Source organism: Bacillus timonensis (genome assembly GCF_000285535.1).
GTDB lineage: Bacteria > Bacillota > Bacilli > Bacillales > Bacillaceae_L > Ferdinandcohnia > Ferdinandcohnia timonensis.
Genome location: NZ_HE610990.1, coordinates 1 through 23,305, shown reverse-complemented (window position 1 = coordinate 23,305; position 23,305 = coordinate 1). Strand labels below are relative to the sequence as shown.

General features: G+C 39.1%; 20 protein-coding genes and 11 tRNA genes. 29 read left to right on the top strand and 2 right to left on the bottom strand.

Going from position 1 to position 23,305, the window contains the following annotated elements; all coding sequences use genetic code 11:
* Nucleotides 1-196: 196 nt before the first annotated feature.
* The 9 genes from BTHG_RS22175 to BTHG_RS26015 all read left to right on the top strand — a co-directional run bounded on the left by BTHG_RS22175 (nucleotide 197) and on the right by BTHG_RS26015 (nucleotide 10,300).
* Nucleotides 197-1,519, top strand: a complete 1,323-nt coding sequence (locus BTHG_RS22175) for a hemolysin family protein (protein WP_010284676.1) — start codon at nucleotides 197-199, stop codon at nucleotides 1,517-1,519.
* Between the two features lie 156 nt (nucleotides 1,520-1,675).
* Complete coding sequence (locus BTHG_RS22170; protein WP_010284672.1) at nucleotides 1,676-1,984, top strand: hypothetical protein; 309 nt, start codon at nucleotides 1,676-1,678, stop codon at nucleotides 1,982-1,984.
* A 920-nt stretch (nucleotides 1,985-2,904) separates the two neighbouring features.
* Nucleotides 2,905-3,990: a D-alanine--D-alanine ligase gene (locus BTHG_RS22155; RefSeq protein ID WP_010284666.1), complete on the top strand. Its 1,086-nt coding sequence runs from the start codon at nucleotides 2,905-2,907 to the stop codon at nucleotides 3,988-3,990.
* A gap of 60 nt (nucleotides 3,991-4,050) precedes the next feature.
* A complete protein-coding gene (locus BTHG_RS22150; RefSeq protein WP_010284663.1) occupies nucleotides 4,051-5,424 on the top strand; it encodes a UDP-N-acetylmuramoyl-tripeptide--D-alanyl-D-alanine ligase in 1,374 nt (457 codons plus the stop codon).
* Between the two features lie 245 nt (nucleotides 5,425-5,669).
* Nucleotides 5,670-6,377: an alpha/beta hydrolase gene (locus tag BTHG_RS22140; protein ID WP_010284661.1), complete on the top strand. Its 708-nt coding sequence runs from the start codon at nucleotides 5,670-5,672 to the stop codon at nucleotides 6,375-6,377.
* A 379-nt stretch (nucleotides 6,378-6,756) separates the two neighbouring features.
* Entirely contained in the window at nucleotides 6,757-8,247 is a 1,491-nt protein-coding gene (locus BTHG_RS22135; protein WP_010284659.1) for a DEAD/DEAH box helicase, read from the top strand.
* A 121-nt stretch (nucleotides 8,248-8,368) separates the two neighbouring features.
* Nucleotides 8,369-8,848 carry a PH domain-containing protein gene (locus BTHG_RS22130; protein WP_010284658.1) on the top strand — a complete coding sequence of 160 codons (480 nt, stop codon included), beginning with the start codon at nucleotides 8,369-8,371 and terminating at the stop codon, nucleotides 8,846-8,848.
* Nucleotides 8,841-10,121 carry a PH domain-containing protein gene (locus tag BTHG_RS25615; RefSeq protein ID WP_010284656.1) on the top strand — a complete coding sequence of 427 codons (1,281 nt, stop codon included), beginning with the start codon at nucleotides 8,841-8,843 and terminating at the stop codon, nucleotides 10,119-10,121. The genes BTHG_RS22130 and BTHG_RS25615 overlap by 8 nt, the downstream gene beginning before the upstream one ends.
* The gene (locus tag BTHG_RS26015; protein WP_010284654.1) at nucleotides 10,112-10,300 is read left to right on the top strand and encodes a hypothetical protein; all 189 of its coding nucleotides are present in this window, start codon (nucleotides 10,112-10,114) and stop codon (nucleotides 10,298-10,300) included. The genes BTHG_RS25615 and BTHG_RS26015 overlap by 10 nt, the downstream gene beginning before the upstream one ends.
* 39 nt (nucleotides 10,301-10,339) lie before the next feature.
* Here BTHG_RS26015 and BTHG_RS22120 read toward each other — a convergent pair whose 3' ends face one another.
* Nucleotides 10,340-11,059 (bottom strand): rhomboid family intramembrane serine protease, encoded by a 720-nt coding sequence (locus tag BTHG_RS22120; RefSeq protein ID WP_010284653.1) that lies wholly within the window; start codon nucleotides 11,057-11,059, stop codon nucleotides 10,340-10,342.
* Between the two features lie 119 nt (nucleotides 11,060-11,178).
* On the opposite strand from BTHG_RS22120, the gene acpS reads away from it, so the two are divergent.
* The 8 genes from acpS (at nucleotide 11,179) to BTHG_RS22080 (ending at nucleotide 21,204) form a co-directional block, all read left to right on the top strand.
* Entirely contained in the window at nucleotides 11,179-11,538 is a 360-nt protein-coding gene (gene acpS, locus BTHG_RS22115) for a holo-ACP synthase (protein ID WP_010284652.1), read from the top strand.
* A 243-nt stretch (nucleotides 11,539-11,781) separates the two neighbouring features.
* Complete coding sequence (locus BTHG_RS22110) at nucleotides 11,782-12,798, top strand: LolA family protein (RefSeq protein ID WP_010284650.1); 1,017 nt, start codon at nucleotides 11,782-11,784, stop codon at nucleotides 12,796-12,798.
* A gap of 291 nt (nucleotides 12,799-13,089) precedes the next feature.
* The gene (locus tag BTHG_RS22105; RefSeq protein WP_010284647.1) at nucleotides 13,090-15,471 is read left to right on the top strand and encodes an immune inhibitor A domain-containing protein; all 2,382 of its coding nucleotides are present in this window, start codon (nucleotides 13,090-13,092) and stop codon (nucleotides 15,469-15,471) included.
* Nucleotides 15,472-15,916: 445 nt separating this feature from the next.
* A complete protein-coding gene (gene alr, locus BTHG_RS22100) occupies nucleotides 15,917-17,080 on the top strand; it encodes an alanine racemase (protein ID WP_010284646.1) in 1,164 nt (387 codons plus the stop codon).
* 224 nt (nucleotides 17,081-17,304) lie between these two features.
* Complete coding sequence (locus BTHG_RS22095; RefSeq protein WP_010284645.1) at nucleotides 17,305-17,586, top strand: CopG family ribbon-helix-helix protein; 282 nt, start codon at nucleotides 17,305-17,307, stop codon at nucleotides 17,584-17,586.
* Nucleotides 17,587-17,590: 4 nt separating this feature from the next.
* Nucleotides 17,591-17,941: a type II toxin-antitoxin system endoribonuclease NdoA gene (gene ndoA, locus BTHG_RS22090; RefSeq protein ID WP_010284636.1), complete on the top strand. Its 351-nt coding sequence runs from the start codon at nucleotides 17,591-17,593 to the stop codon at nucleotides 17,939-17,941.
* 223 nt (nucleotides 17,942-18,164) lie between these two features.
* Complete coding sequence (locus tag BTHG_RS22085; RefSeq protein WP_010284633.1) at nucleotides 18,165-18,920, top strand: SigB/SigF/SigG family RNA polymerase sigma factor; 756 nt, start codon at nucleotides 18,165-18,167, stop codon at nucleotides 18,918-18,920.
* 136 nt (nucleotides 18,921-19,056) lie between these two features.
* Nucleotides 19,057-21,204: a Tex family protein gene (locus BTHG_RS22080; protein ID WP_042342471.1), complete on the top strand. Its 2,148-nt coding sequence runs from the start codon at nucleotides 19,057-19,059 to the stop codon at nucleotides 21,202-21,204.
* A gap of 17 nt (nucleotides 21,205-21,221) precedes the next feature.
* On the opposite strand, the gene cmpA is transcribed toward BTHG_RS22080, so the two are convergent.
* Entirely contained in the window at nucleotides 21,222-21,335 is a 114-nt protein-coding gene (gene cmpA / locus BTHG_RS26515; protein WP_087947091.1) for a cortex morphogenetic protein CmpA, read from the bottom strand.
* Between the two features lie 154 nt (nucleotides 21,336-21,489).
* Here cmpA and BTHG_RS22075 point away from each other — a divergent pair, with 154 nt between their 5' ends.
* From BTHG_RS22075 to BTHG_RS22020, 12 genes are all read left to right on the top strand, one after another.
* Nucleotides 21,490-21,951: a SprT family protein gene (locus BTHG_RS22075; RefSeq protein WP_010284630.1), complete on the top strand. Its 462-nt coding sequence runs from the start codon at nucleotides 21,490-21,492 to the stop codon at nucleotides 21,949-21,951.
* Between the two features lie 127 nt (nucleotides 21,952-22,078).
* A tRNA-Asn gene (locus BTHG_RS22070) sits at nucleotides 22,079-22,153 on the top strand.
* Between the two features lie 2 nt (nucleotides 22,154-22,155).
* Nucleotides 22,156-22,246: transfer RNA gene (locus tag BTHG_RS22065), tRNA-Ser, on the top strand.
* Between the two features lie 9 nt (nucleotides 22,247-22,255).
* Nucleotides 22,256-22,327, top strand: a tRNA-Glu gene (locus BTHG_RS22060).
* A gap of 57 nt (nucleotides 22,328-22,384) precedes the next feature.
* Nucleotides 22,385-22,460: transfer RNA gene (locus BTHG_RS22055), tRNA-Val, on the top strand.
* A 136-nt stretch (nucleotides 22,461-22,596) separates the two neighbouring features.
* Nucleotides 22,597-22,671 (top strand) — tRNA-Gln (locus BTHG_RS22050).
* Between the two features lie 5 nt (nucleotides 22,672-22,676).
* A tRNA-Lys gene (locus BTHG_RS22045) sits at nucleotides 22,677-22,752 on the top strand.
* A gap of 15 nt (nucleotides 22,753-22,767) precedes the next feature.
* Nucleotides 22,768-22,851 (top strand) — tRNA-Leu (locus BTHG_RS22040).
* Between the two features lie 14 nt (nucleotides 22,852-22,865).
* Nucleotides 22,866-22,952, top strand: a tRNA-Leu gene (locus BTHG_RS22035).
* Between the two features lie 87 nt (nucleotides 22,953-23,039).
* Nucleotides 23,040-23,116 (top strand) — tRNA-Arg (locus BTHG_RS22030).
* Nucleotides 23,117-23,124: 8 nt separating this feature from the next.
* Nucleotides 23,125-23,201, top strand: a tRNA-Pro gene (locus BTHG_RS22025).
* A gap of 17 nt (nucleotides 23,202-23,218) precedes the next feature.
* Nucleotides 23,219-23,292, top strand: a tRNA-Gly gene (locus tag BTHG_RS22020).
* Nucleotides 23,293-23,305 lie beyond the last annotated feature (13 nt).

Below are 23,305 nucleotides of genomic sequence, written 5' to 3'. Positions count from 1 at the left end.
AAGGCGGCATAGCTTCCAGTACCAAAACGTATGCAGTTAATACGTGAGGAACGCAGAAGCAAGCCAACGTAGAAATTCGACGAGTCATTTTAAGCCGACTTTTTGAACAACATCTAAAAACTTACCTATTTAGGAGGTGTAATCCTTACTCGCCTATCGCGTGTAAGGAAACTATTTGGAGATATTTAATTTAGTCATGGTTGCAATTTTGATTGCGTTAACTGCCTTTTTCGTGGCGTCGGAGTTTGCGATTGTAAAAATTCGAAGTACTCGTATCGACCAACTCGTACAAGAAGGGAATAGAAACGCAATTGCTGCTAAGACTGTCATCTCAAACCTGGATGAATACCTGTCTGCGTGTCAGTTAGGTATCACAGTAACAGCTTTAGGACTCGGTTTTCTAGGAGAATCAACAGTTGAGGCTTTACTTCATCCATTATTCGGTGTGCTAAATATGCCGGCTTCATTTTCAACAGCGTTATCAATCACGTTAGCCTTTTTGGTTATCACTTTTTTACATGTTGTTGTTGGGGAGCTTGCACCGAAGACAATCGCAATTCAAAAGGCAGAAAGAATTACCTTGTTTTTTGCTAGACCATTAATCTTTTTCTATCGATTAATGTATCCATTTATTTGGGTGTTAAATGGTTCTGCGCGTTTGTTAACGGGATTATTCGGATATAAACGTATATCAGAACACGACATTGCCCATACAGAAGAGGAATTACGCCTCATTTTATCTGAAAGCTATAAAAATGGTGAAATTAACCAGTCTGAATATAAATATGTAAATAAAATCTTTGAATTTGATGATCGTGTGGCAAAAGAAGTTATGGTACCTCGTACCGAAATCATTGCCCTTGATAAAGATAACTCAGTCCAAGAAATATTGGAGATTATGACAAGTGAGAAGTATACACGTTACCCCGTAGTTGATGGGGATAAGGACCATATTATCGGATTGATTAACCTAAAGGAACTACTCACTGATGTCGTGACAGGAACGGGTGCAAACGAAAAAACAATTGAGGATTATACTAGACCAATTATCCATGTCATTGAGTCAATCCCAATTCAAGAATTATTAGCAAAAATGCAAAGAGAACGCGTTCACATGGCGATTTTAATAGATGAATATGGTGGAACTTCTGGATTGGTTACAGTTGAGGATATTATCGAAGAAATCGTTGGGGAAATCCGTGATGAATTCGATACAGATGAAAAACCAGCCATCCAAAAAATTAACGATACGACTACCATTATAGATGGTAAGGTGTTAATCGGAGAAGTCAACGATTTGTTTGGATTACAAATTGATGATACAGATGTAGATACGATTAGTGGTTGGATTTTAACGGAGCAAATTGATATCCACCCTGGTGATAAAATTCCATATGAGGATTATGAATTTAGAATTATTGAGATGGACGGTCACCATATCAAATCACTTGAAATTAAGAAAATCATCCAACAAGAACACATTTACACCATCGGCCAAAGTGCCAGCGCATTAGAATAATATTCCGAAAGCCTTGACGGTTCCTTCCGTTGAGGCTTTTTTTGCTGGGAAAAATCGGGGAGACGCAAAAAAATTAGGTGAAGACGCAAAAAATTCGGTGAAGACGCAAAAATCTTGTGGGAGACGCAAAAACCTCGGAGGAGACGCAAAAATTTTGTGGGAGACGCAAAAAATTCAGTGGAGACGCAAAAAAACCGTGGGAGACGCAAAAAATTCAGTGAGGGTGCAAAAAACCTAGATGAAGATGCAAAAATCTCGGTGGAGACGCAAAAAACCTCGGTGGAGAAGCAAAAACCTCGGTGGAAAAGCAAAAATCTTGGTGCAGACGCAAAAAATTTGTGGGAAACGCAAAAACCTCGGTGGGGACGCAAAAAATTCGGTGAGGGTGCAAAAAACCTAGATGAAGATGCAAAAATCTCGGTGGAGACGCAAAAACCCTCGGTGGAGACGCAAAAAACTCGGTGAAGACGCAAAAAATTCAATGGAGACGCAAAAATCTTGTGGGAGACGCAAAAATCTCGTGGGAGACGCAAAAATCTCGTGGGAGACGCAAAAATCTTGTGGGAAACGCAAAAAAATCAGTGGAGACGCAAAAAACTTGGTGGAGACGCAAAAACCTCGGTGAAGACGCAAAAAATTCAATGGAGACGCAAAAATCTTGTGGGAGACGCAAAAAATTTGTGGGAAACGCAAAAACCTCGGTGAAGAAGCAAAAAATTTGTGGGAAACGCAAAAACCTCGGTGGGGACGCAAAAAATTTGTGGGAAACGCAAAAACCTCGGTGGGAAACGCAAAAAAAATCAGTGGAGACGCAAAAAAACCGTGGGAGAAGCAAAAAAACTGTGAAGATGCAAAAAACTAGATGAAGACGCAAAAACCAGGTAGAGACGCAAAAACCTAGGAGAAGACGCAAAAACCTAGGAGAAGACGCAAAAACCTCGGTGGAGACGCAAAAACCTCGGTGGAGACGCAAAAACCTCGGTGAATACGCAAAAAATTCAATGGAGACGCAAAAAATTCGGAGAAGACGCAAAAATCTCAGTGGAGACGCAAAAACCTAGGAGAAGACGCAAAAAATCCAGTGGAGACGCAAAAAAACCGTGGGAGACGCAAAAAATTCGGAGAAGACGCAAAAATCTCGGTGGAGACGCAAAAATCTTGGTGCAGACGCAAAGCCCCTCGGTGGAACCGCAAAAAAAACCGTGGCAGACGCAAAAAACCTCGGTGAAGACGCAATTCCTTTTTTGAAAAATATAGGTTCAAGCCTAGACAGACACATTTCTAGACGCATGTAATAAATTATAGAAATGTTATGTAATTGTTATATAATATAAAGGTGATAATGTTAAAATAAAGGGTATATTGATTTTTTAGGAGGAAGCTTAATGAAAGTCAAACTAGGCTTGCTATACGGAGGGAAATCAGCTGAGCATAAGGTTTCCTTGCAGACAGCATTAGCTGTAATCAAAGCATTAGATCACTCAAAATATGATATTCATCCCATTTATATATCGGAAGAAGGCGAATGGATTCGCGGAAACCAATTAACGGGTCCAGTTGAGGATGTAAAGAAACTAGTATTAAAAGATGCGGGAACTCCAATTTCTCCTGTTTCTTTAAATTCGGAGCTTTTTCCAGCACAACAGTCACATCAAAATGAAGCCATTGACGTCGTTTTCCCGTTATTACATGGACCAAATGGAGAAGACGGAACAGTTCAAGGATTGCTTGAGCTTGTAAACATCCCGTATGTCGGAAATGGTGTACTTGCGTCATCCGCAGGTATGGATAAAGTGATTATGAAAAACATCTTTGGCCAAGCGGGATTGCTTCAAGCCAAATACGTTTCGTATGTTCGGAATGAATGGAAGCAAAATCCGGAAGAAGCTTACTTAAAAGTTGAGGAAAAACTAGGCTTCCCATGCTTTGTAAAACCAGCAAACCTTGGTTCAAGCGTTGGTATCAGTAAGGCTACGGACCGTGAAAGCCTTGAAAAAGCATTTGAAGAGGCATTTATGTTTGACCGTAAAATTATTATCGAAGAGGCCATCATTGGGCGTGAAATCGAAATCGGTGTCCTTGGAAACGATAATCCAAGTTGTTCGGTTGTTGGGGAAATCGTACCGAAGAAGGATTTTTATGATTATAAAGCAAAGTACGAAGATGGGGACACAGCATTGATTATCCCTGCTGATATTACAGATGAGCAATATGAATCTGTTAAAACAGAAGCAATTAAAGCATTTAAGGCTCTTGACTGCTCTGGGTTAGTTAGAGCGGACTTCTTCTTAACGAAAGAAGGAAAAGTCGTTATCAACGAAGTAAACACAATGCCTGGATTTACACCATTCAGTATGTTCCCGTTACTCTGGCAGGAAGCTGGTGTTAGTTATCCAGAGTTAATTGAAAAATTAGTTGAGCTTGCAATCGAACGACACACCGAAAAACAAACGATCAGATATACCATTTAAAAACAGGAAACACTATTCTCTATATTTGAATAGTGTTTCTTCATGAAAGGGGAGTACCTCGTGATAAAAAAGACTTTAGCCCAAATTAAAGAGATGGCGAATGGTGAAAAACTGGACTCACAACACGAAAATGTCGTGATTGAAGGGGTATCTATTGATACAAGAACTATCTCACCAGGAAATTTGTACATACCAATCATCGGTGAAACCTTTAATGGTCACCAATTTGCACAAGCTGCTATAGAAAATGGCGCAGTGGCAGTGCTCTGGGGCATTGATCAACCAGGTCCGCCACAAGATGTACCTGTTCTTTTCGTAAAGGACACACTGGAAGCTCTTCAAACTCTAGCAAAAAGCTACCGTGATAGTCTTTCTATAAAAGTCATTGGTATTACAGGAAGTAATGGGAAAACGACCACAAAAGACATGGTCGCTTCTGTACTATCAACTTCCATGCATGTCCAAAAGACAGAGGGTAATTTCAATAACCATATTGGCTTACCTCTAACCATTTTACGACTAAAAGAGGATACTCAGGTTGCTGTGCTGGAAATGGGAATGAGTGCATTTGGTGAAATTGAATTTCTCACTCTTCTAGCTCGTCCAGATGTAGCGGTGATTACGAATATTGGTGAATCTCATATGATGGACCTCGGATCACGTGAAGGAATTGCAAAAGCAAAGCTTGAGATTGTAGATGGATTATCAAAGGAAGGCTTGCTCATTTATCATGGGGACGAACCACTATTAACAGAACAAGTTAAAGGAATGGATATTCAAACAACAACCTTTGGGGAGTCTAAGCGAAATGACTTCTATCCATTAAGTATCAAACAGGAAAATGAGGGTACTTATTTTACAATTAATGAACAGGAAAATAAACGGTTTTATTTGCCTGTACTTGGTAAGCACAATGTGAATAATGCAATGGCTGCGATTGCTGTTGCTCGCCGACTTGGCTTATCCTGGGACCAAATTGAAAAAGGTCTACACCAAATTAAGATCACGAATATGAGATTAGAATTAATTGAAGGTATCAACGGAACTAAATTAATTAATGATGCTTATAATGCTAGCCCGTTATCCATGAAGGCTGCGATTAGTTTGGTTCACGATTTACAAACTTCAGGGAAAAAGATTGTCGTGTTAGGAGATATGCTTGAGCTTGGTGACCAGGAAAATGAGTATCATGAAGAAGTGGGTCGCTTTATTGAGCCTGACAAGATTGAATATGTCTTCACGTTTGGAACATTAGGTGAGCATATCGCGAGCGGTGCAAAGGAGCATTTCCCACAAGACCGAGTTTTCTCTTTCCAAGATAAACAACAATTAATTGAACAACTTAGAAACCTATTATCTGAAGGAGATATCCTTTTGGTAAAAGGATCTAGAGGAATGAAACTTGAAGAAGTTGTCTTTGCCTTCAAAAAATAAGAGAAAGCTCGGCACAAGTTTGCCGAGCTTTTTCTAGTTTATAAATGGCAGTATAATTAACATAGTTAGTAAAATTCCTAAGGAGTATGATAGTAATTCTTTCATAAAGTTTGATTTTTCAATAAATAGCTTGTCCATTTTAAATCCTCCTTAAATGCTTCTTACTTATTAGTACGTTTGAAAACAAGAAATGTTACAAAAAGATTACAATTATTTCATATTTTTTTCGAAAGGGGTCTTATTTCATGATTGGCTGTTTATTCATACATGGATTTACAGGGGCTCCCTATGAAGTTGAGCCACTTGCAGAGCATATCCGTCATACAACTGATTGGGTGGTTCGAACGCCAACTTTACCCGGTCATGGCGAGACCTTAGACTTAAAAGGAACACATTACTCAGAATGGATTGTTCATGCAGAAAGAGAGCTAATTGAGCTCCTCCATACATGTGAAAAGGTTTTTGTCATTGGTTTTTCCATGGGGGGAATTATTGCCGGCTATTTAGCAACTCGTTATCCAATAGAAAAGCTGGTTTTATTAAGTGCTGCTGCATACTATATCAATCCAAAGCAACTATTAGCAGATATCAAATTAATGCTTCGTGATGGGCTAAGAAAAACACTTCATGAAAATGAACTTTATCTTCGTTATAAAAAGAAAATCACAGACACACCATTATCTGCCACAATGGAGTTTCAAAAGTTGGTACGAAGGATTCGCCCCGAGCTTTACCAAATCAATGTCCCAACATTAATTGTGCAAGGAGAATGCGATGGTATTGTTCCGGTAAAAAGTGCGCATTATTTATATCAGGTCATTGCTTCATCTGAAAAAAAGCTCCTTTTCTTGCCATGTGCGAAGCATCATGTTTGTTACGGAGAGGACCAGGAAAGACTATTTAAAGAGGTAGATTCATTCTTACATGAAACATCAAAAGAATGTATATACTAATCATTGGAAGTTCAGCTTTATTGCATTTCTAATGGTGTAATGGTAAGATTACAAATACAGTGTTAAAAAGGGCATAGCTCATCTTACCCATTAGTGACGCCCTTTTATTAACTTTTTGGACGTGAACCCAAGGGCATTACTTCCGTTACTTCACGGAAAATGTCCTTTTTTTAAGCAGAATTCGTTTCTGGTCTACTATAAATACTAGGCAGATGCCTACCTACGTCACATAAATGATGTGATAGGTTTTGCGATCATGATGAATTAATTAAAAATCGTATTTTTCAGAGGCGAAAAGCCCAGTGTCTATACAGATTTCCCGTCTAAATAGTCAATTTTGTCATTGTACAAATAGATTAGCAAAAGGAGTATGAAAAAATTGGCAGCATTTAACGAACTAGGGATTAGTCAAGATTTAATGAAATCGATTAGTAAAATGGGGTTTGAAGAAGCAACTCCCATTCAATCTCAAACGATTCCGTTAGCACTAGAAGGGCATGATGTAATAGGTCAAGCCCAAACAGGAACAGGAAAAACAGCCGCATTTGGAATTCCACTTATTGAAAATGTAGATGTAAAAGACGAAAACATCCAAGGAATTGTCATTGCACCAACTCGTGAACTTGCGATTCAAGTATCGGAAGAACTTCATAAAATCGGTCATTTTAACCGTGTCCGTATTTTACCAATCTACGGTGGACAGGACATCTCTCGTCAAATCCGTTCACTAAAAAAACACCCTCATATCATTGTTGGTACGCCAGGTCGTGTCATCGACCACATTAACCGAAAAACACTCAAGCTTCAAAATGTAAAAACGGTCGTACTTGATGAAGCAGATGAAATGTTAAACATGGGCTTTATCGAGGATATTGAGGCAATCTTAAAGGGAGTACCTGACGAACGCCAAACTTTACTTTTCTCTGCAACAATGCCAGGACCAATTCAACGCATTGCTGAGCGTTTCATGAAAAACCCGAAAGTTGTAAAAGTAAAAACAAAAGAAATGACTGTACCGAATATTCAACAGTACTACTTAGAAGTACAAGAAAAGAAAAAATTTGATGTGTTAACTCGTTTACTAGATATCCAATCACCAGAATTAGCGATTATCTTTGGACGTACAAAACGTCGTGTTGATGAGCTTTCTGAAGCATTGACTCTTAGAGGTTATGCGGCAGAAGGAATCCACGGTGACCTTAGCCAGGCGAAACGTATCTCTGTCTTACGTAAGTTTAAAGAAGGATCTATCGAAGTATTAGTTGCAACAGACGTAGCAGCGCGTGGTCTAGATATTTCCGGTGTAACTCATGTCTACAATTTTGACATTCCGCAAGACCCAGAAAGCTATGTTCACCGAATTGGCCGTACAGGCCGTGCAGGTAAAACAGGAATGGCGATGACTTTCGTTACACCTCGTGAAATTGGTCAACTTAAAAATGTTGAAAATACAACAAAACGTAAAATGGACAAAATGAAGCCACCAACATTGGATGAGGCTTTAGAAGGTCAGCAAAAAATCACGATGGAAAAAATCGTGTCAATGATTGAGTCCAATAATTTATCGTACTATACTCGTATCGCTGAAGAGCTTTTAGAAGAACATGATTCAGTTTCTGTTGTTGCAGCTGCGATTAAGTTAATGACAAAAGAGCCAGACTCAACACCAGTTAAACTAACCGAAGAAGCACCCGTTCGTGTGAAGAGAGACAATAGAGATAACAACCGTGGTGGACGCGACCGCGGACGATATAAAGGTGGAAACCGTGATCGTGGACGCGGAAATGGTGGACGTCAAGGATCGGGCGGAAATCGTTATTCTTCAAGTGGCGGTAATCGTCGCGGAAACTTCCGTAAAAACGAACAATAATACTTAAACAGTGCACAAAAAAATGTGCACTGTTTTTTTATATGTAACAATTCGACAAAATCATTTATACTGTAAAGGTTGATATGAAAAATATTCCAACGGGGGAAAGGGTGGTAGGATGATGAGAGATATTCCAAAAAATCGGATAAGTGAGCGTGCCTTAACCGTATGGAAAACATCAGCAATCATTACATCTATGATTGGGCTGATTATTACGATTGCCGTTCTGGTCCTTACAATTATTTTTGATTGGACATATTGGATTTTTGCAGTCTTGATTGTCCTGTCAGTTATTGAATCAATAGTAACTGTATTTATTTTGCCAAGGCTTAAATGGAAGCGCTGGAGATATGAAGTACATGAGCATGAAATTGATCTTCAACGTGGAGTTTTCATTGTAAAAAGAACGATTATTCCGATGAACCGTGTCCAACACGTTGATACACAACAAGGTCCATTACTTCGCAAACATCACTTAGCAACTGTTACCATTTCAACAGCAGCAACAGTCCATGAAATACCAGCGCTTGATTTGGAGGAAGCAGATCATTTGCGTGACTCTATCTCAAGATTAGCGAGGGTGGATGATGATGATGTTTGAACCACGTCGAATGCATCCGGTTGCGGGCTTTTTAAGCTTCTTAAAGCAGTTAAAGGAAATGATTCTTCCGTTTATTTTTCTCTTTTTTGTAGGACCGGGGGATGACTTTGAAACGTATTATTTGTTAGGTGCTTGTACGGTTATTTTTTTCATGTTAGTATACGGAGTTTTACATTGGTATCGCTATACATACCGAATTGAAGATGGGGAATTGCGAATTGAATATGGTGTGTTTATCCGGAAAAAACGCTTTATCCCTATAGAGCGAATCCAAACAATCGACGTTTCTGCAGGCATTATTCAACGGATTTTTGGATTGGTTAAGCTGCAGGTAGAAACTGCAGGTGGGGGTATGCAGGCCGAAGCGATATTAACTGCTATTAAAGAAGATGAAGCCAATCAATTACGTGAATTATTAACTCGTACAAAGAATCATCAGGAAGCAGAAATGCAAACAAAACAAACGAGGTTTACCTATCAAATCACACCAAAGGAATTGCTTGTTCTCGCATCCACTTCAGGGGGGATTGGAATTGTTATCTCCGGTGTATTAGCATTTTTGAGCCAATTTGCAGAATATTTACCATTTGAAAAATTATATAATTCAATTGAAAAATATGTGAGTTTATCCATTTTGTTCTATATTATTGTTTTGATTGCCTTGTTCTTATTAATTGCATGGGTTGTTGGTATTTTAATTATGACATTACGCTATGCTAATTTTACAGTCGTAAAACGAGGTAATGAGCTTTTTATTACTAGAGGCTTAATTGAAAAAAGACAATCAACGATTCCATTAACAAGGATTCAGGCAATTCGTATTGGAGAAAACTTAATCAGGCAGCCATTGGGGTATGCAACGGTGTATATCGAAAGTGCAGGTGGCTCGATGGATAAAGGGGAAGATTTTTCAACGGTGCTGTTTCCGTTAGTGAAAAAATCAGCCATCAATGAGTTATTGCAGCACTTTGTTCCGAATTATCAGATGCATGGCATTGAGAACTATGTACCATCAAAAGCAAAGTGGAGATATATGTTTAGAGGGATGCTGCCATTTGTCATATTCGTCCCGGCCATTGTGATGCTATCGTATGTCTTTAGTTCGTGGGGGTATCTAGGTCTTCTTATGTTACCAATTGGAGTTATTCTAGGGTTTAGTCGCTATAAGGATGCAGGTTGGAAGATTGAAGATGACCAATTAACACTTCAGTACCGCTTTATTAGCAAAATAACTGTACTTCATTATAAAAAAGAATTCAATCCATGGACATGAAGCAATCCCAACTTCAACGGAAAAAAGAGCTCGGTTCAATTAAGACCTTTATTAAATCAACAATAGCCGGTAAAGGGTTTGAAGTAAAGGATTTGCACGATTCTGATTGCTGGGCCATTTGGGAATGGTATACAAAACGAAACAAGAAAAGGAATGAAGATTTTCCAATTGAAGAATAAAAAAGGAGCTAAAGACATCGCTTTAGCTCCTAACTTATTTTACAGAAAAATTCCAAGGATGACTAAGATAATAATAATGAGCCATACAATATGCTTTGGTGTAAATTGTCTAGGAATTCTCATTCGTGGTCGATATGAAGAATCTCCTGCCAACATTATCTGTGGCTGGCCAGAAGTTTTCGGTAAAACAAGCGGTGCAATTATGGCTCCGGCAAGAAAACCAAATAGATGGGCGACGATATTCACATTAGAATTAATAAATGTCATAACTAAACCAATGACTAAGATAGTAGTAATGAGTTGAGCGTTCATATGATTAATTAAATCTTTACGGAATACAACCATATATAAATAAATACCGAACAGCCCAAAGATTGCTCCAGATGAACCGACATGGGCAAATTCCAATGGTTCAATATAATAGGTTGCTAAGTTTGCAGCTACCCCGGTTAACAGATAAACAACAGTGAATTTAACCTTACCTAACATACTCTCTAGTGCAGGTCCGAACAAGACAAGTGAGAAGGAATTAAAAAGCATATGTCCAAACCCACTATGTACAAAAATCGGCGTCACAAGTCTCCAATATTCTCCCTCAGATATCAAGAAATTAAACCCAATCATTTGCTGTAAAAGAGTTGTTCCAAATGGAAGAGATAAAAAGATTAGTAACCAAAGAAAAATATGAATCCCGATTATTATTGATATAATAGGATATAATCGTAAAAATTGACGAAAGCTTTCAGTCCTTATAAACATCTTGATTCTCCTTTTAGTATTCTTCTATCGTACTATATTCTTTTAAAGAAAGCGAACTCCTTTGGGGGTCTGTACATATTATGATTGAAAGCTTTTATATAGAAGAAAGGATTTTTGAAATGATCATTGGTACCGGTATCGATATTGTCGAGCTTGAAAGAATTAAAAAAATTTTACATAGACAAAAAAAATTTGTGGATCGTATTTTAACAATTGCTGAGAAAGAGAAATTTTTTCGCTTGTCCGAGTCCCGGCAGGTTGAGTTTCTTGCCGGTCGATTTGCGGTTAAAGAAGCATATTCGAAGGCAGTTGGAACAGGAATTGGTGAGAATCTAAGCTTCTTAGATATTGAGGTTTTATCGGATGAAAACGGTAAGCCACTCCTTACAAAACCCTTGAATCATAGGGCTCATTTATCCATTACTCACAGTAAAGAATATGCCGTTGCGCAAGTAATTCTTGAAAGCTTGTCAAGCTAGTCTGCATATTACACAACTTTGCCTCATATATTTTTAGTGCGGTAGGTGAGACAAGGTGTATGAGCATGATGAACGTATGACTTTTACTTAGTTTACACGCGTTTATAGTAAAAAACTAAGAAAAGAACACTCAGAAATTGGAAGGGAGTCCTAATACGAACGAATGCGATTCCTTACCTGTTCATCACATCATAACCTTTATCTCAACAATAGTCGATATGAGGCAAAGGGGTTGAAGAAGAAATGAAGAAAAAAGTATTTTTGTTGTTGTTAGGGCTACTTATTGCCCTTGTACTTGCGGCATGTGGGGAGAAATCACAGGAAGATGTGGTTAGTGCATTAGATGAAAAGGTGCAAAAAATGACTGGCTATAAGGCAGATGCAAAGATGACACTTCAAACAGGTAATGATCCACAGGTATATGAGGTGGAAATTTGGCATAAGGAGCCAACCTTCTATCGCGTTAATTTAAAAAATGCTGAAAAAGACCAAAGCCAGATGATTTTACGTAACGAAGAGGGCGTGTTTGTTCTAACACCTGCTCTAAACAAGAGCTTCCGCTTCCAAAGCGATTGGCCAGAAAATAGTAGCCAAGCATACTTATTTGAATCATTAGTACATGATGTGAAAGAAGACCCAGAAGCGAAATTTACAGCAACAAAGAACCAATACATTTTTGAAACAAAAACAAATTACAAAAATAATAATATGCTTCCTAAGCAAGAAATTACTTTTAGTAAAAAGGATCTAGCTCCGGTATCTGTAAAGGTAATGGATCCAGATCGGAAAGTATTATTACTAGTTGAATTCAAAAAGGTAGAATTTGATGCCAGTTTTGATAAATCAGCATTTGACGTAGACAAGAATATGTCTTCTGCTACTTTAGACGAAATTCCAGTTATGGGTGAAGTTGATAAGCAACCACTTGAAGTTCTTTATCCTTCTGAGGATGCAATTGCTGGTGTGGAACTAAAAGAAGAGAAGAAAATTGAAACTGAAAATGGTACACGTGTAATCATGACATTCGGTGGGGAAAAAACCTTTACTTTGATCCAAGAAAGAGCGAGAGTTGCTGAGGTTGCTACAACAATTTCGCTAAGCGGTGAACCGGTTGACCTTGGATTCACAGTTGGTACCCTTACAGATAAATCTGTTTCCTGGACATACAATGGTGCAGAATTTATGATTGCTTCTGATGATCTGACTCAAGAAGAATTAATCTCTGTAGCTCGTACTGTACAAGGAAAATCAGTAAAGTAAACCCGAAAACAGGCTCGATAAATGAGCCTGTTTTTTTTCGTTTTCTACATATCGACAGGATTCTTTTAGCAATTATTTCAAAAACCGAAGGAAGTTGTCGGATGAGGGTGATAGAACATAGAATTTCACGAACGAAAAATGTTCTAGATAATGAATTTCTACAAATTTCTTTGGAAGACTCTGTTACATTATTTAAGCGAGACATGTCCAATATTCTTGAGGGAGGTTGGGAGTGGTACGAATATAAGCTTAAAATGCATGAAACAATCAATTCATTGGAGGGGTATGAAGTTGAAGAAACAAAAGATTTTTTCCACAGCACTTGCTTTATCATTAAGCGTTGGACTATTAGCAGGTCCAGCAATATCACCAAACGCTAACGCATCAGATGTATCCTCAAAACTAGCTTCACAAGGTTCACCAATCGACCTAGGAATTGCGAACGACGAAAAACTCATTGAAATGCTCAAGAAGAACGGAAAAATAGCAAAAAACGCTTCTCCTGCAGAAGCAGAGAAGGAATTAAAAAATTACTTACAAGCTAAAGCTGATAACGCTGGTAAAACAAAGGACAAGCTACCAAAAGGGCTTGATGCAAATCTTAAATCAGCTACGAAAGCAAATGATAATGGGTTAAAAAGTGGAAATGGAAATAAGCTTGGACAGGCTAAGAAAAATAAAGTCGATCCGGTAAAAGAAGAAAAATTTGATGGTGAGTTGCGACATGACAAGGTTCTAGTCCTTGCGATTGATTTCCCTGATTATGAAAAGAGCTCAATCACAAAAGACGAAACAGACATGTGGTATGAGGACTATACCCATGACCATTTCCAAAATATGATTTTCGGTGAAAATGGATATGACGGCCCGAACGGAGAAAAGTTAGTGTCAATGAAGCAATACTATGAACAACAATCAGGTGGAAGTTATACAGTGGATGGAACTGTAGCAGGTTGGTATACAGCAGACCATCCAGCTGCATATTATGGTGGGAATTATCCTGATCCGGAAGGCAGTGACAGTCGCCCACGTATGTTAGTGTACGAGGCATTAACAAAAGCGGGACAAGATCCAAATGTAGACTTAAGTGAATACGATGTCTGGGATCGTGACGATTACGATGGAGACGGTGTATACAATGAACCAGACGGTATCATTGACCATCTTATGGTAATCCACGCAGGTGTAGGTGAAGAAGCAGGCGGTGGCTCTCTTGGTGGCGATGCAATCTGGTCTCACCGTTGGAACCTTGGTAATTTAGTTGCAGTACCTGGAGGAACGTCAAATAGTGACCGTTTTGGCGGACTGTTAGGTGCCTACGATTATACGATTGAACCTGAAGATGGGGCTGCAGGTGTATTTGCACATGAATTTGGCCATGATTTAGGTCTTCCGGATGAATATGACACTATTTATAGTGGAGCAGGAGAAGCGATAGAATTTTGGTCATTAATGTCAGCAGGCAGCTGGGCAGGAAAGATACCTGGTACAGAACCACCAGGAATGAGCCCATTCGCGAAGCAGATGCTTCAAAACCTTCATGGTGGTAACTGGTTAAGTGGTACAACACTTGATGCAGATAAAATCACAAGTGAAGGCACAACTGTCCTTCTTGATGAGGGGGTAACAAAAGGTACAAATAATGATGCTGTACGTATTGATTTGCCAGATAAGCTAAATGTCTTAAATACTCCAGCTGAAGGATCATTTGAATATTATGGTGGTAAAGGTGATGAAGCCGACCATAAAATGTTTGCGACAGTTGATTTGACAGGAGCAGAAAAAGCGACTCTTGATTTCGATGCTTGGTATAACATCGAAAAGGATTGGGATTATGCAATGGTCCAAGTTTCAACCGATGGAGGAAACACTTGGACATCACTATCAAGTGACAGAACATCAACAACTCTTGATCCGGATGGTTACCCAGCAATCAGTGAAAACCTACCTGGTTATACTGGATCTAGTAATGGGTGGGTGCATGAAACAATTGATATAAGCAAGTATGCTAATCAAAAAATTCAATTGCAATTCCGCTCAATGACAGATTGGGCAACGAACCTTGATGGTTTCTTTGCAGATAATGTGAAGGTGACTGCAGACGGAAAAGAAGTATTTATTGACGGAGCGGAAGGAGAACCAAAATTTACACTAGAGGGCTTTGAAAAACATGATGGTAAATATACAACGAAACATTATTATTTACTAGAATGGAGATCTCATAATGGCGTCGATGAAGGCTTAAAGAATATCCGCCGTGGAGCGAGCCTAATGTCATTTGATCCAGGTTTAGTGGTTTGGTATGTCGACGAAAGCTATGACAACAACTGGACTGGTATACACCCAGGAGACGGCTTCCTCGGTGTTGTAGATGCTGATCAACACACGAATTACTGGAGTGACAAAGCAGTAGGTTCTTCTCGTTATCAGCTACACGATGCTGCATTTAGCCTTGAAAAATCAGAGAAAATGCTATTAGATTATACAGATTTATTAGGTGTCACAATGAAAGATAACTTTACACAACGTACACCTTTATTTGATGACAGTGCAGATTACAGTAACCCAGGTTTAGTTGACGCAGGACGAAATATTCCTGAATACGGTCTGAAATTCCGGGTCGTTGGCCAAAGCGACGATGGCACAGTAGGTAAGGTGTTGATTTTTAAATAAATGATTGGCAAGACCTCTTTGACCACCCAAAGGGGTCTTTGCCATGCGGTAAATTTATTGGGGGCCAAACCCCGACTGATGTCACGTTTTTTCAGTGTGATTTTTTCGAGTAGAAAGATCAAGAATAAAAACGCCACATCCTTATGGGCTAAAGAATCGGGCAGCAAATATGCTTAGGCGTATTTGAAATTTTCCTTACATATTTAATTTTTTCCATCATATGTTAAGATGGGTATGAAAAAACAACCATTGACATGGACACAACTAAGTTTAATAATCGAACTCATATAGTAGTAATCACTAGGGATTTTACACTGATTACTATTAGCCTCCGGCGGGTGCCTCGACTTTATGAAAGGAACTTTTCGAGCGTGCACGAATAAATCGGGCTTAAATACGCCAAGGCGCATACGAAATAGTCAATAAACTAAGAAGGTGTTTAATCATGGATTCTACCCATTTTTATCGTGATACGTGGGTTGAAATTGATTTAGATTGCATTTTTGAAAATGTAAAAAATATGAAAAGGTTTTTACCAGAACAAGTGGACATTATGGCGGTCGTGAAGGCAAATGCATATGGCCATGGGGACGTTGAGGTCGCAAAAACTGCACTTGAAGCGGGGGCAACTGGTCTCGCAGTTGCTTTTATAGACGAAGCAATCTCCCTACGACATGGAGGAATTAATGCCCCAATTCTTGTCCTTGGAGCATCACGCCCAACTGATGTCGCAATTGCAGCAGAACACAATATTTCACTCACTATTTATAGTCAGGAATGGCTTGATGAGGTACTAAAAAACAATCACGGCAATACTCCACTTACCCTTCATCTAAAACTTGATACAGGAATGGGCCGTCTGGGTATAAAAGAAAAAGGCGAATTACAAACAATTCTTAAGACCATCGAGGAGAATCCTCAGATTCAACTTGAAGGAGTTTTTACGCATTTTGCAACAGCAGACGAAATTAATACATCCTATTTTGACCAACAATATCAGAACTTCTTGCAAATGCTTGAGTGGATGCCAAACAAGCCGAAAATGATACATTGTGGTAATAGTGCTACTGGATACCGATTTCCGGAAAAAGTATTTAATGTTGTTCGACTTGGTATAGGGATGTATGGAATGACACCATCGCTTGAAATCAAAGACCAGCTTCCGTACCAGCTTCAACAGGCAATTTCCATCCATAGCAAGCTCGTACATGTAAAACGAATAACAAAAGGTGAGAAGATAAGCTATGGGGCAACCTTTACAGCAGATGAAGATATGTGGGTTGGAACCGTCCCTGTTGGCTATGCGGATGGATGGCTACGAAAGCTACAAAATACACATGTTTTAATTGACGGTGAACTTTGTCAAATTATTGGCCGTATCTGCATGGACCAATTTATGGTCCGTCTACCAAAGAAATTACCTGTTGACACAAAAGTTACATTAATTGGGAAGCAAAAGGACAAATTCATTAGTGTTGATGATGTAGCAAACGCCCTTGATACGATCAATTACGAGGTTACCTGTTCAATAAGTTTCCGCGTGCCACGTATTTTTTTAAGAAATAAGAGAATAATTGAAGTGAGAAATCCATTATTAAGACATTACTAGTAGAGTAATTAGTACAAAAGTTGTACACATCGGGTACAATTCATTTTTTATGTGCGAATTGGAATGAAAGTTATGGAAGTTTTGTAAAACATGTGCATAAAAACCAATTCTAATTGTCGATAATAACTAAGAATTAATGGATTAAGCTTTGCATCTAATCATAATGATGGTATTATTAAAATTGGAGTAGAATATTGGTGGCAAGTTGGTGGAGGTGTATGTTTGTGTCTGAATCCAGCGCAACAACAGAAATTCTAGTACGATTACCACAAAATCTAATTAGTGAGTTGGATGGCCTTGTGAAACAAGAAAACGGTAACCGTAATGAACTGATTTATCAAGCTACAAAAATGTATCTACGTGAGAGAAAGAAGCGTCAAATTACCGAATCTATGAGACGCGGTTACATGGAAATGGCGAAAATCAACCTTACTATTGCATCGGAGGCTTTTTTAGCTGAATCTGAGGCTGACCACACCGTAGAACGCTTAGTTAGCGGGGGGTAATCATTTGATTGTAAAACGTGGCGACGTTTATTTTGCAGACCTCTCCCCAGTTGTTGGCTCAGAGCAAGGAGGCGTTCGTCCTGTTCTTGTCATCCAAAACGATATCGGGAATCGGTTTAGTCCCACAGTCATTGTCGCAGCCATAACTGCGCAAATTCAAAAAGCGAAGCTCCCAACACATGTTGAAATCGATGCAGAGCGTTATGGATTTGAGCGCGATTCAGTTATCCTGTTAGAACAAATTCGTACAATCGATAAGCAGCGTCTAACCGATAAGATCACACATCTCGATGAAGAGATGATGGACAGAGTGGATGATGCCTTACAAATTAGTTTAGGACTCATCGATTTTTAATTCATTATTTATATGTGATTCGTTTATTAGAAGTTACCACTTGGTAGCTTCTTTTATTTTTTCGTCCATACTATATTTAAGTCGCATGCTTATTTTACAAAAACATTTTACTTTTGTAACAAATCTTATAATGTGAAGGAAATCACAACTTTTCTATCGAAGTACATAATAAGGGGCTATCCCCACAACCTTTCAAAAAATATTAAGAGAGCGGTGGAACAGAATGAAGAAGCAATCTACAAATCCGAAAAGTGGCGAAGTAGACAGGCTGGTGCAGGACTTCCATAAAACTGGCTCAAAAGAAAAGGAAAGGGAGATCATCGAGAGGTATGAAAATGTGATTAACTCAATTGCATGGAAATACTCTAAAGGCAGGGTTTTTCACGAAGATATTGTCCAAGTAGGAAAAATTGGATTGTTAGGTGCAATTAGAAGATTCGACCAAACGATTGGAAAAAGCTTTCATACATTTGCGATTCCAACCATTATCGGCGAAATCAAACATTATTTGCGTGATAAAACGTGGAGTGTACATGTTCCAAGAAGAGCAAAGGAGCTTGGAATTAAAATAAAAAAGGCAGAGGAAGAACTTACAATTGCACTGCAAAGAGAGCCAGGGGTTCATGACATTGCGAACTACCTCAATGTTGATGAAAAGGAAGTCATAGAGGTAAGGGAATTAGGACAGGCCTATTCTACCCAATCAATTGATGCACCTTTTGATGCTAATCAAGAGGGGAATACCGTACTTGACACAGTTGGTAAAAAAGAAAAAGGCTATGAAAAGGTACTGAAAAAACTAGATGTTAAGAAAGCTCTCCGCGTATTGACAATGCGAGAAAAAAGAATCCTCTACTACACATATATAAAAGAAAAGAGTCAAAGAGAAACCGGAAAAATCGTCGGGGTTTCACAAATGCATGTTTCCCGCATTCAACGCAGCGCGATAAAAAAGCTGCGTCAAGCAGTACTTGGATAAGCCAATTTTGGTAAAATAGAAAAAGGTTATAGTAGGGTTTTGAAAAAGGACCGTATCATGGAACTTTTGAAATTCCCCTAGAAGTGAAAGTAGGAGGAAAACAGTTTTGACACAGACATTGCAAGCAAACGAACTGATGGTAAAAACGATCGCAAAAGAAATCGGAATTACAACCAAGCAAGTGCATAGTGTAATTAACCTTTTAGATGAAGGAAATACCGTACCTTTTATCGCACGTTACCGAAAAGAACTAACGGGTTCTTTAGACGAGGTGCAAATTAAAGATGTTCAAGAAAAGTGGACCTATTTGCAAAACCTTGAAAATCGAAAAGAAGAGGTCATTCGCCTTATTATTGAACAAGGAAAGTTAACAGATGAGCTTCAAGCAGACATCATGAAGTCAACAAAACTCCAACAAGTTGAGGATCTATATAGACCATACAAGCAAAAACGTCGAACAAAAGCGACAGTTGCTAAAGAAAAAGGGCTGGAGCCGTTAGCAGAGTGGTTATATACTTTCCCGATGAATGTGGATGTTGAAGAATATGCAACAGGGTTTATTTCAGCTGAAAAAGAGGTTCTTACTGTTGAAGATGCCATTCAGGGTGCTAAGGATATTATTGCTGAATGGATATCTGACGATGCTACATTCCGTCAATGGATTCGAAATGAAACTTTCAAGCTAGGAACAATTGAAACAACAGTAAAAGACCAAGAAAAAGACGAAAAAAATGTCTACGAAATGTACTATGAATACAAGGAGCCAATTCATAAGGTTGTTCCTCACCGTGTATTAGCGATGAATCGTGGTGAAAAAGAGGAGATTTTACGTGTAACAATTGAAGCGCCACTAGATCGAATTTTAACCTTTTTACAACGAAAAATTGTAAAAAAGGAAAATTCACCGGTAGTGTCTTATATTTTAGAAACAATCGAGGATAGTTATAAACGCCTCATTCAGCCTTCGATTGAAAGGGAAATCCGTAAAGAATTGACTGAAAAAGCGGAAGATCGGGCAATTCATATTTTCTCAGAAAACCTTCGTAATCTGCTCTTACAGCCACCACTTAAAGGTAAAATTGTTTTAGGGGTGGACCCGGCCTATCGTACAGGCTGTAAGTTGGCGGTGGTCGACGAAACCGGGAAAGTTCTAGCTATAGATGTTATTTACCCACACCCACCAGTGAATAAAAAGAATGAAGCGGTTAAGAAAATAAAATCCATTTTACAAGAATATAAGGTTGAAATGGTAGCGATCGGGAATGGAACAGCTTCAAGAGAAACTGAGCAATTTGTGGCTGATGTTTTAAAAGAAGTCAATCAGGAAATCTTCTATATCATTGTCAATGAAGCGGGAGCAAGTGTATACTCTGCATCTGATATTGCACGTGAAGAATTTCCTGATTTACACGTTGAAGAAAGAAGTGCCGTATCCATAGCGAGAAGACTCCAGGACCCATTAGCAGAGCTTGTAAAAATTGATCCGAAATCAGTTGGTGTAGGTCAATACCAACATGACGTCTCTCAGAAAAAGCTAAATGATCAGTTAACATTCGTGGTTGAAACAGTAGTTAATAAAGTTGGTGTAAACGTGAATACCGCTTCACCGTCCTTGTTGCAATATGTAGCGGGTCTTTCAAAGGCTGTGGCTAACAATATTGTTAAAAAACGTGAAGAACAAGGAAAGTTCAAAGATAGAAGCGAATTGAAGAACATTCCACGCCTTGGTGCGAAAACCTATGAACAATGTATTGGTTTTCTGCGTATTGTAGATGGAGACGAACCATTAGACCGTACAAGCATACACCCTGAGAATTATAAAGAGGTTAAAAAACTTCTCTCTAAATTCGGCCTAACAAGTAATGACCTTGGAACGGAAAATTTAAAAGAAGCAATCTCGTCAATTGTGGCAGAAGAAATAGCTGCTGAAATGGGTATAGGAGAAATCACTATACATGATATTACAGAGGCATTAGTAAGCCCAGAACGTGATCCACGTGATGAATTAGCAAAACCGTTACTAAAAAAGGACATCCTCAAGCTTGAAGACCTTGCCAAAGGGATGGAACTCGAAGGAACTGTCCGGAATGTAGTAGATTTTGGAGCTTTTGTTGATATTGGGGTAAAACAAGATGGCTTAGTTCATATCTCGAAACTAAGTAAAAATTTTGTTAAACATCCACTAGATGTCGTGTCAGTTGGCGACGTAGTTACCGTTTGGATTGATGATGTCGATGTCAAAAAAGGAAGAGTGGCATTAACAATGCTGCCACCACAAAACTAAGAATTGAAAAACACTGCTTACGAGCAGTGTTTTTTTCTATAAAAATACCAGCATTGATTCAATAATTTAATTTGGTATCGATTTTTTTCATAATAGGCGCGTTTCATTTGGTTTTGAAGCCAAGTAGGCATAAACGAAAACCTCCTCGTATTTATACTTTTCATACCTGAAAAACCAAAAGAATGATACGATAGTGTTACTGTTACCAAACTATAGGTTTGAGTATATATAGTGTATGCACACATAGTACGTCCTGTTCGAAAAGGATAGAAAGGAAGAAAAAACGTGGAACAGTATGAGTTGCAAAAAATCGTAGAGGAAGTATCTCTCGAGTACTTTGGCAAACCGTTTCTTCATCAGGCAACCTTCAATAATCGATTACAAACAACTGGCGGAAGGTATCTGCTGAAATCTCACAATATCGAACTTAATCCGAAGTATTATCAGGAGCGTGGAATTGAAGAGTTGGTGGGAATCATAAAACACGAACTTTGTCATTACCACTTACATATTGACGGAAAGGGATACCAGCATCGTGATCGAGACTTTCGAAATCTCCTAAAAGCTGTAGATGCTCCCCGATTTTGTAAACCATTAGAATCAGTTAATAAAAGAAAAGCCTCAACACAATATTTGTATACCTGTAAAAGTTGCGGGTTAGGATATGTAAGGAAAAGAAGAATCAATACAAACCGGTATGTATGCGGAAAATGTTCAGGGAAATTAGCTGAGGTAAAAAAATATTGACACCTGTTTAATACTATGATAAATTATAAAAGTCGCCGCGAAAACGGACAGGCAAAAACAATAAAAAGATAGATGCTCTTGACAACAAGAAAGTCTGTTTTTATAATAAGTAATGTCGCTACATTATTCCGCAGTAGCTCAGTGGTAGAGCTATCGGCTGTTAACCGATCGGTCGTAGGTTCGAATCCTACCTGCGGAGCCAATGGAGAAGTACTCAAGTGGCTGAAGAGGCGCCCCTGCTAAGGGTGTAGGTCGCGTAAGCGGCGCGAGGGTTCAAATCCCTCCTTCTCCGCCAGTTTAATATGGCCCGTTGGTCAAGCGGTTAAGACACCGCCCTTTCACGGCGGTAACACGGGTTCGAATCCCGTACGGGTCATACGATCATGGGATGTAGAATTAAAAAATTCTACCTCCCATTTCTATCTCGAAAAATGGAGGATTAGCTCAGCTGGGAGAGCACCTGCCTTACAAGCAGGGGGTCGGCGGTTCGATCCCGTCATCCTCCACCATGACTTAACTTTCGTTTGTTGCTTAGTAATGTCGACGGTATTTCGCAAAAATTCTTACTGGAATTTTTCAGATTATCCTCTTGCGGAGAAGTTCTTGCAGCTTACTTAAAGTAGTATTTTCAAGAAACGAAATCATTGGGCTATAGCCAAGCGGTAAGGCAACGGACTTTGACTCCGTCATTCGTAGGTTCGAATCCTGCTAGCCCAGCCATTTTAGAGCCATTAGCTCAGTTGGTAGAGCATCTGACTTTTAATCAGAGGGTCGAAGGTTCGAGTCCTTCATGGCTCACCATTTACATTAATATATGCGGGTGTGGCGGAATTGGCAGACGCGCTAGACTTAGGATCTAGTGTCTTTGACGTGGGGGTTCGAGTCCCTTCACCCGCACCATAATTAATGTATTCGCGGTCGTGGCGGAATGGCAGACGCGCTAGGTTGAGGGCCTAGTGGGAGTTGATCCCGTGGAAGTTCGAGTCTTCTCGACCGCACCAAAAAAAGTTTTTTGAAAAAGTACTTGCAATCAAGTTTGAAAGATGTTATTATAGAAAAGTCGCTAATTTAAAACGACTTATCAATATGCGCCCGTAGCTCAATTGGATAGAGCGTCTGACTACGGATCAGAAGGCTATGGGTTCGACTCCTTTCGGGCGCGCCATATTATATCGGGAAGTAGCTCAGCTTGGTAGAGCACTTGGTTTGGGACCAAGGGGTCGCAGGTTCGAATCCTGTCTTCCCGACCAGACGGAATTTGATATATGCGGGTGTAGTTTAATGGTAAAACCTCAGCCTTCCAAGCTGATGTCGTGGGTTCGATTCCCATCACCCGCTCCAAATTAGTTCTTTG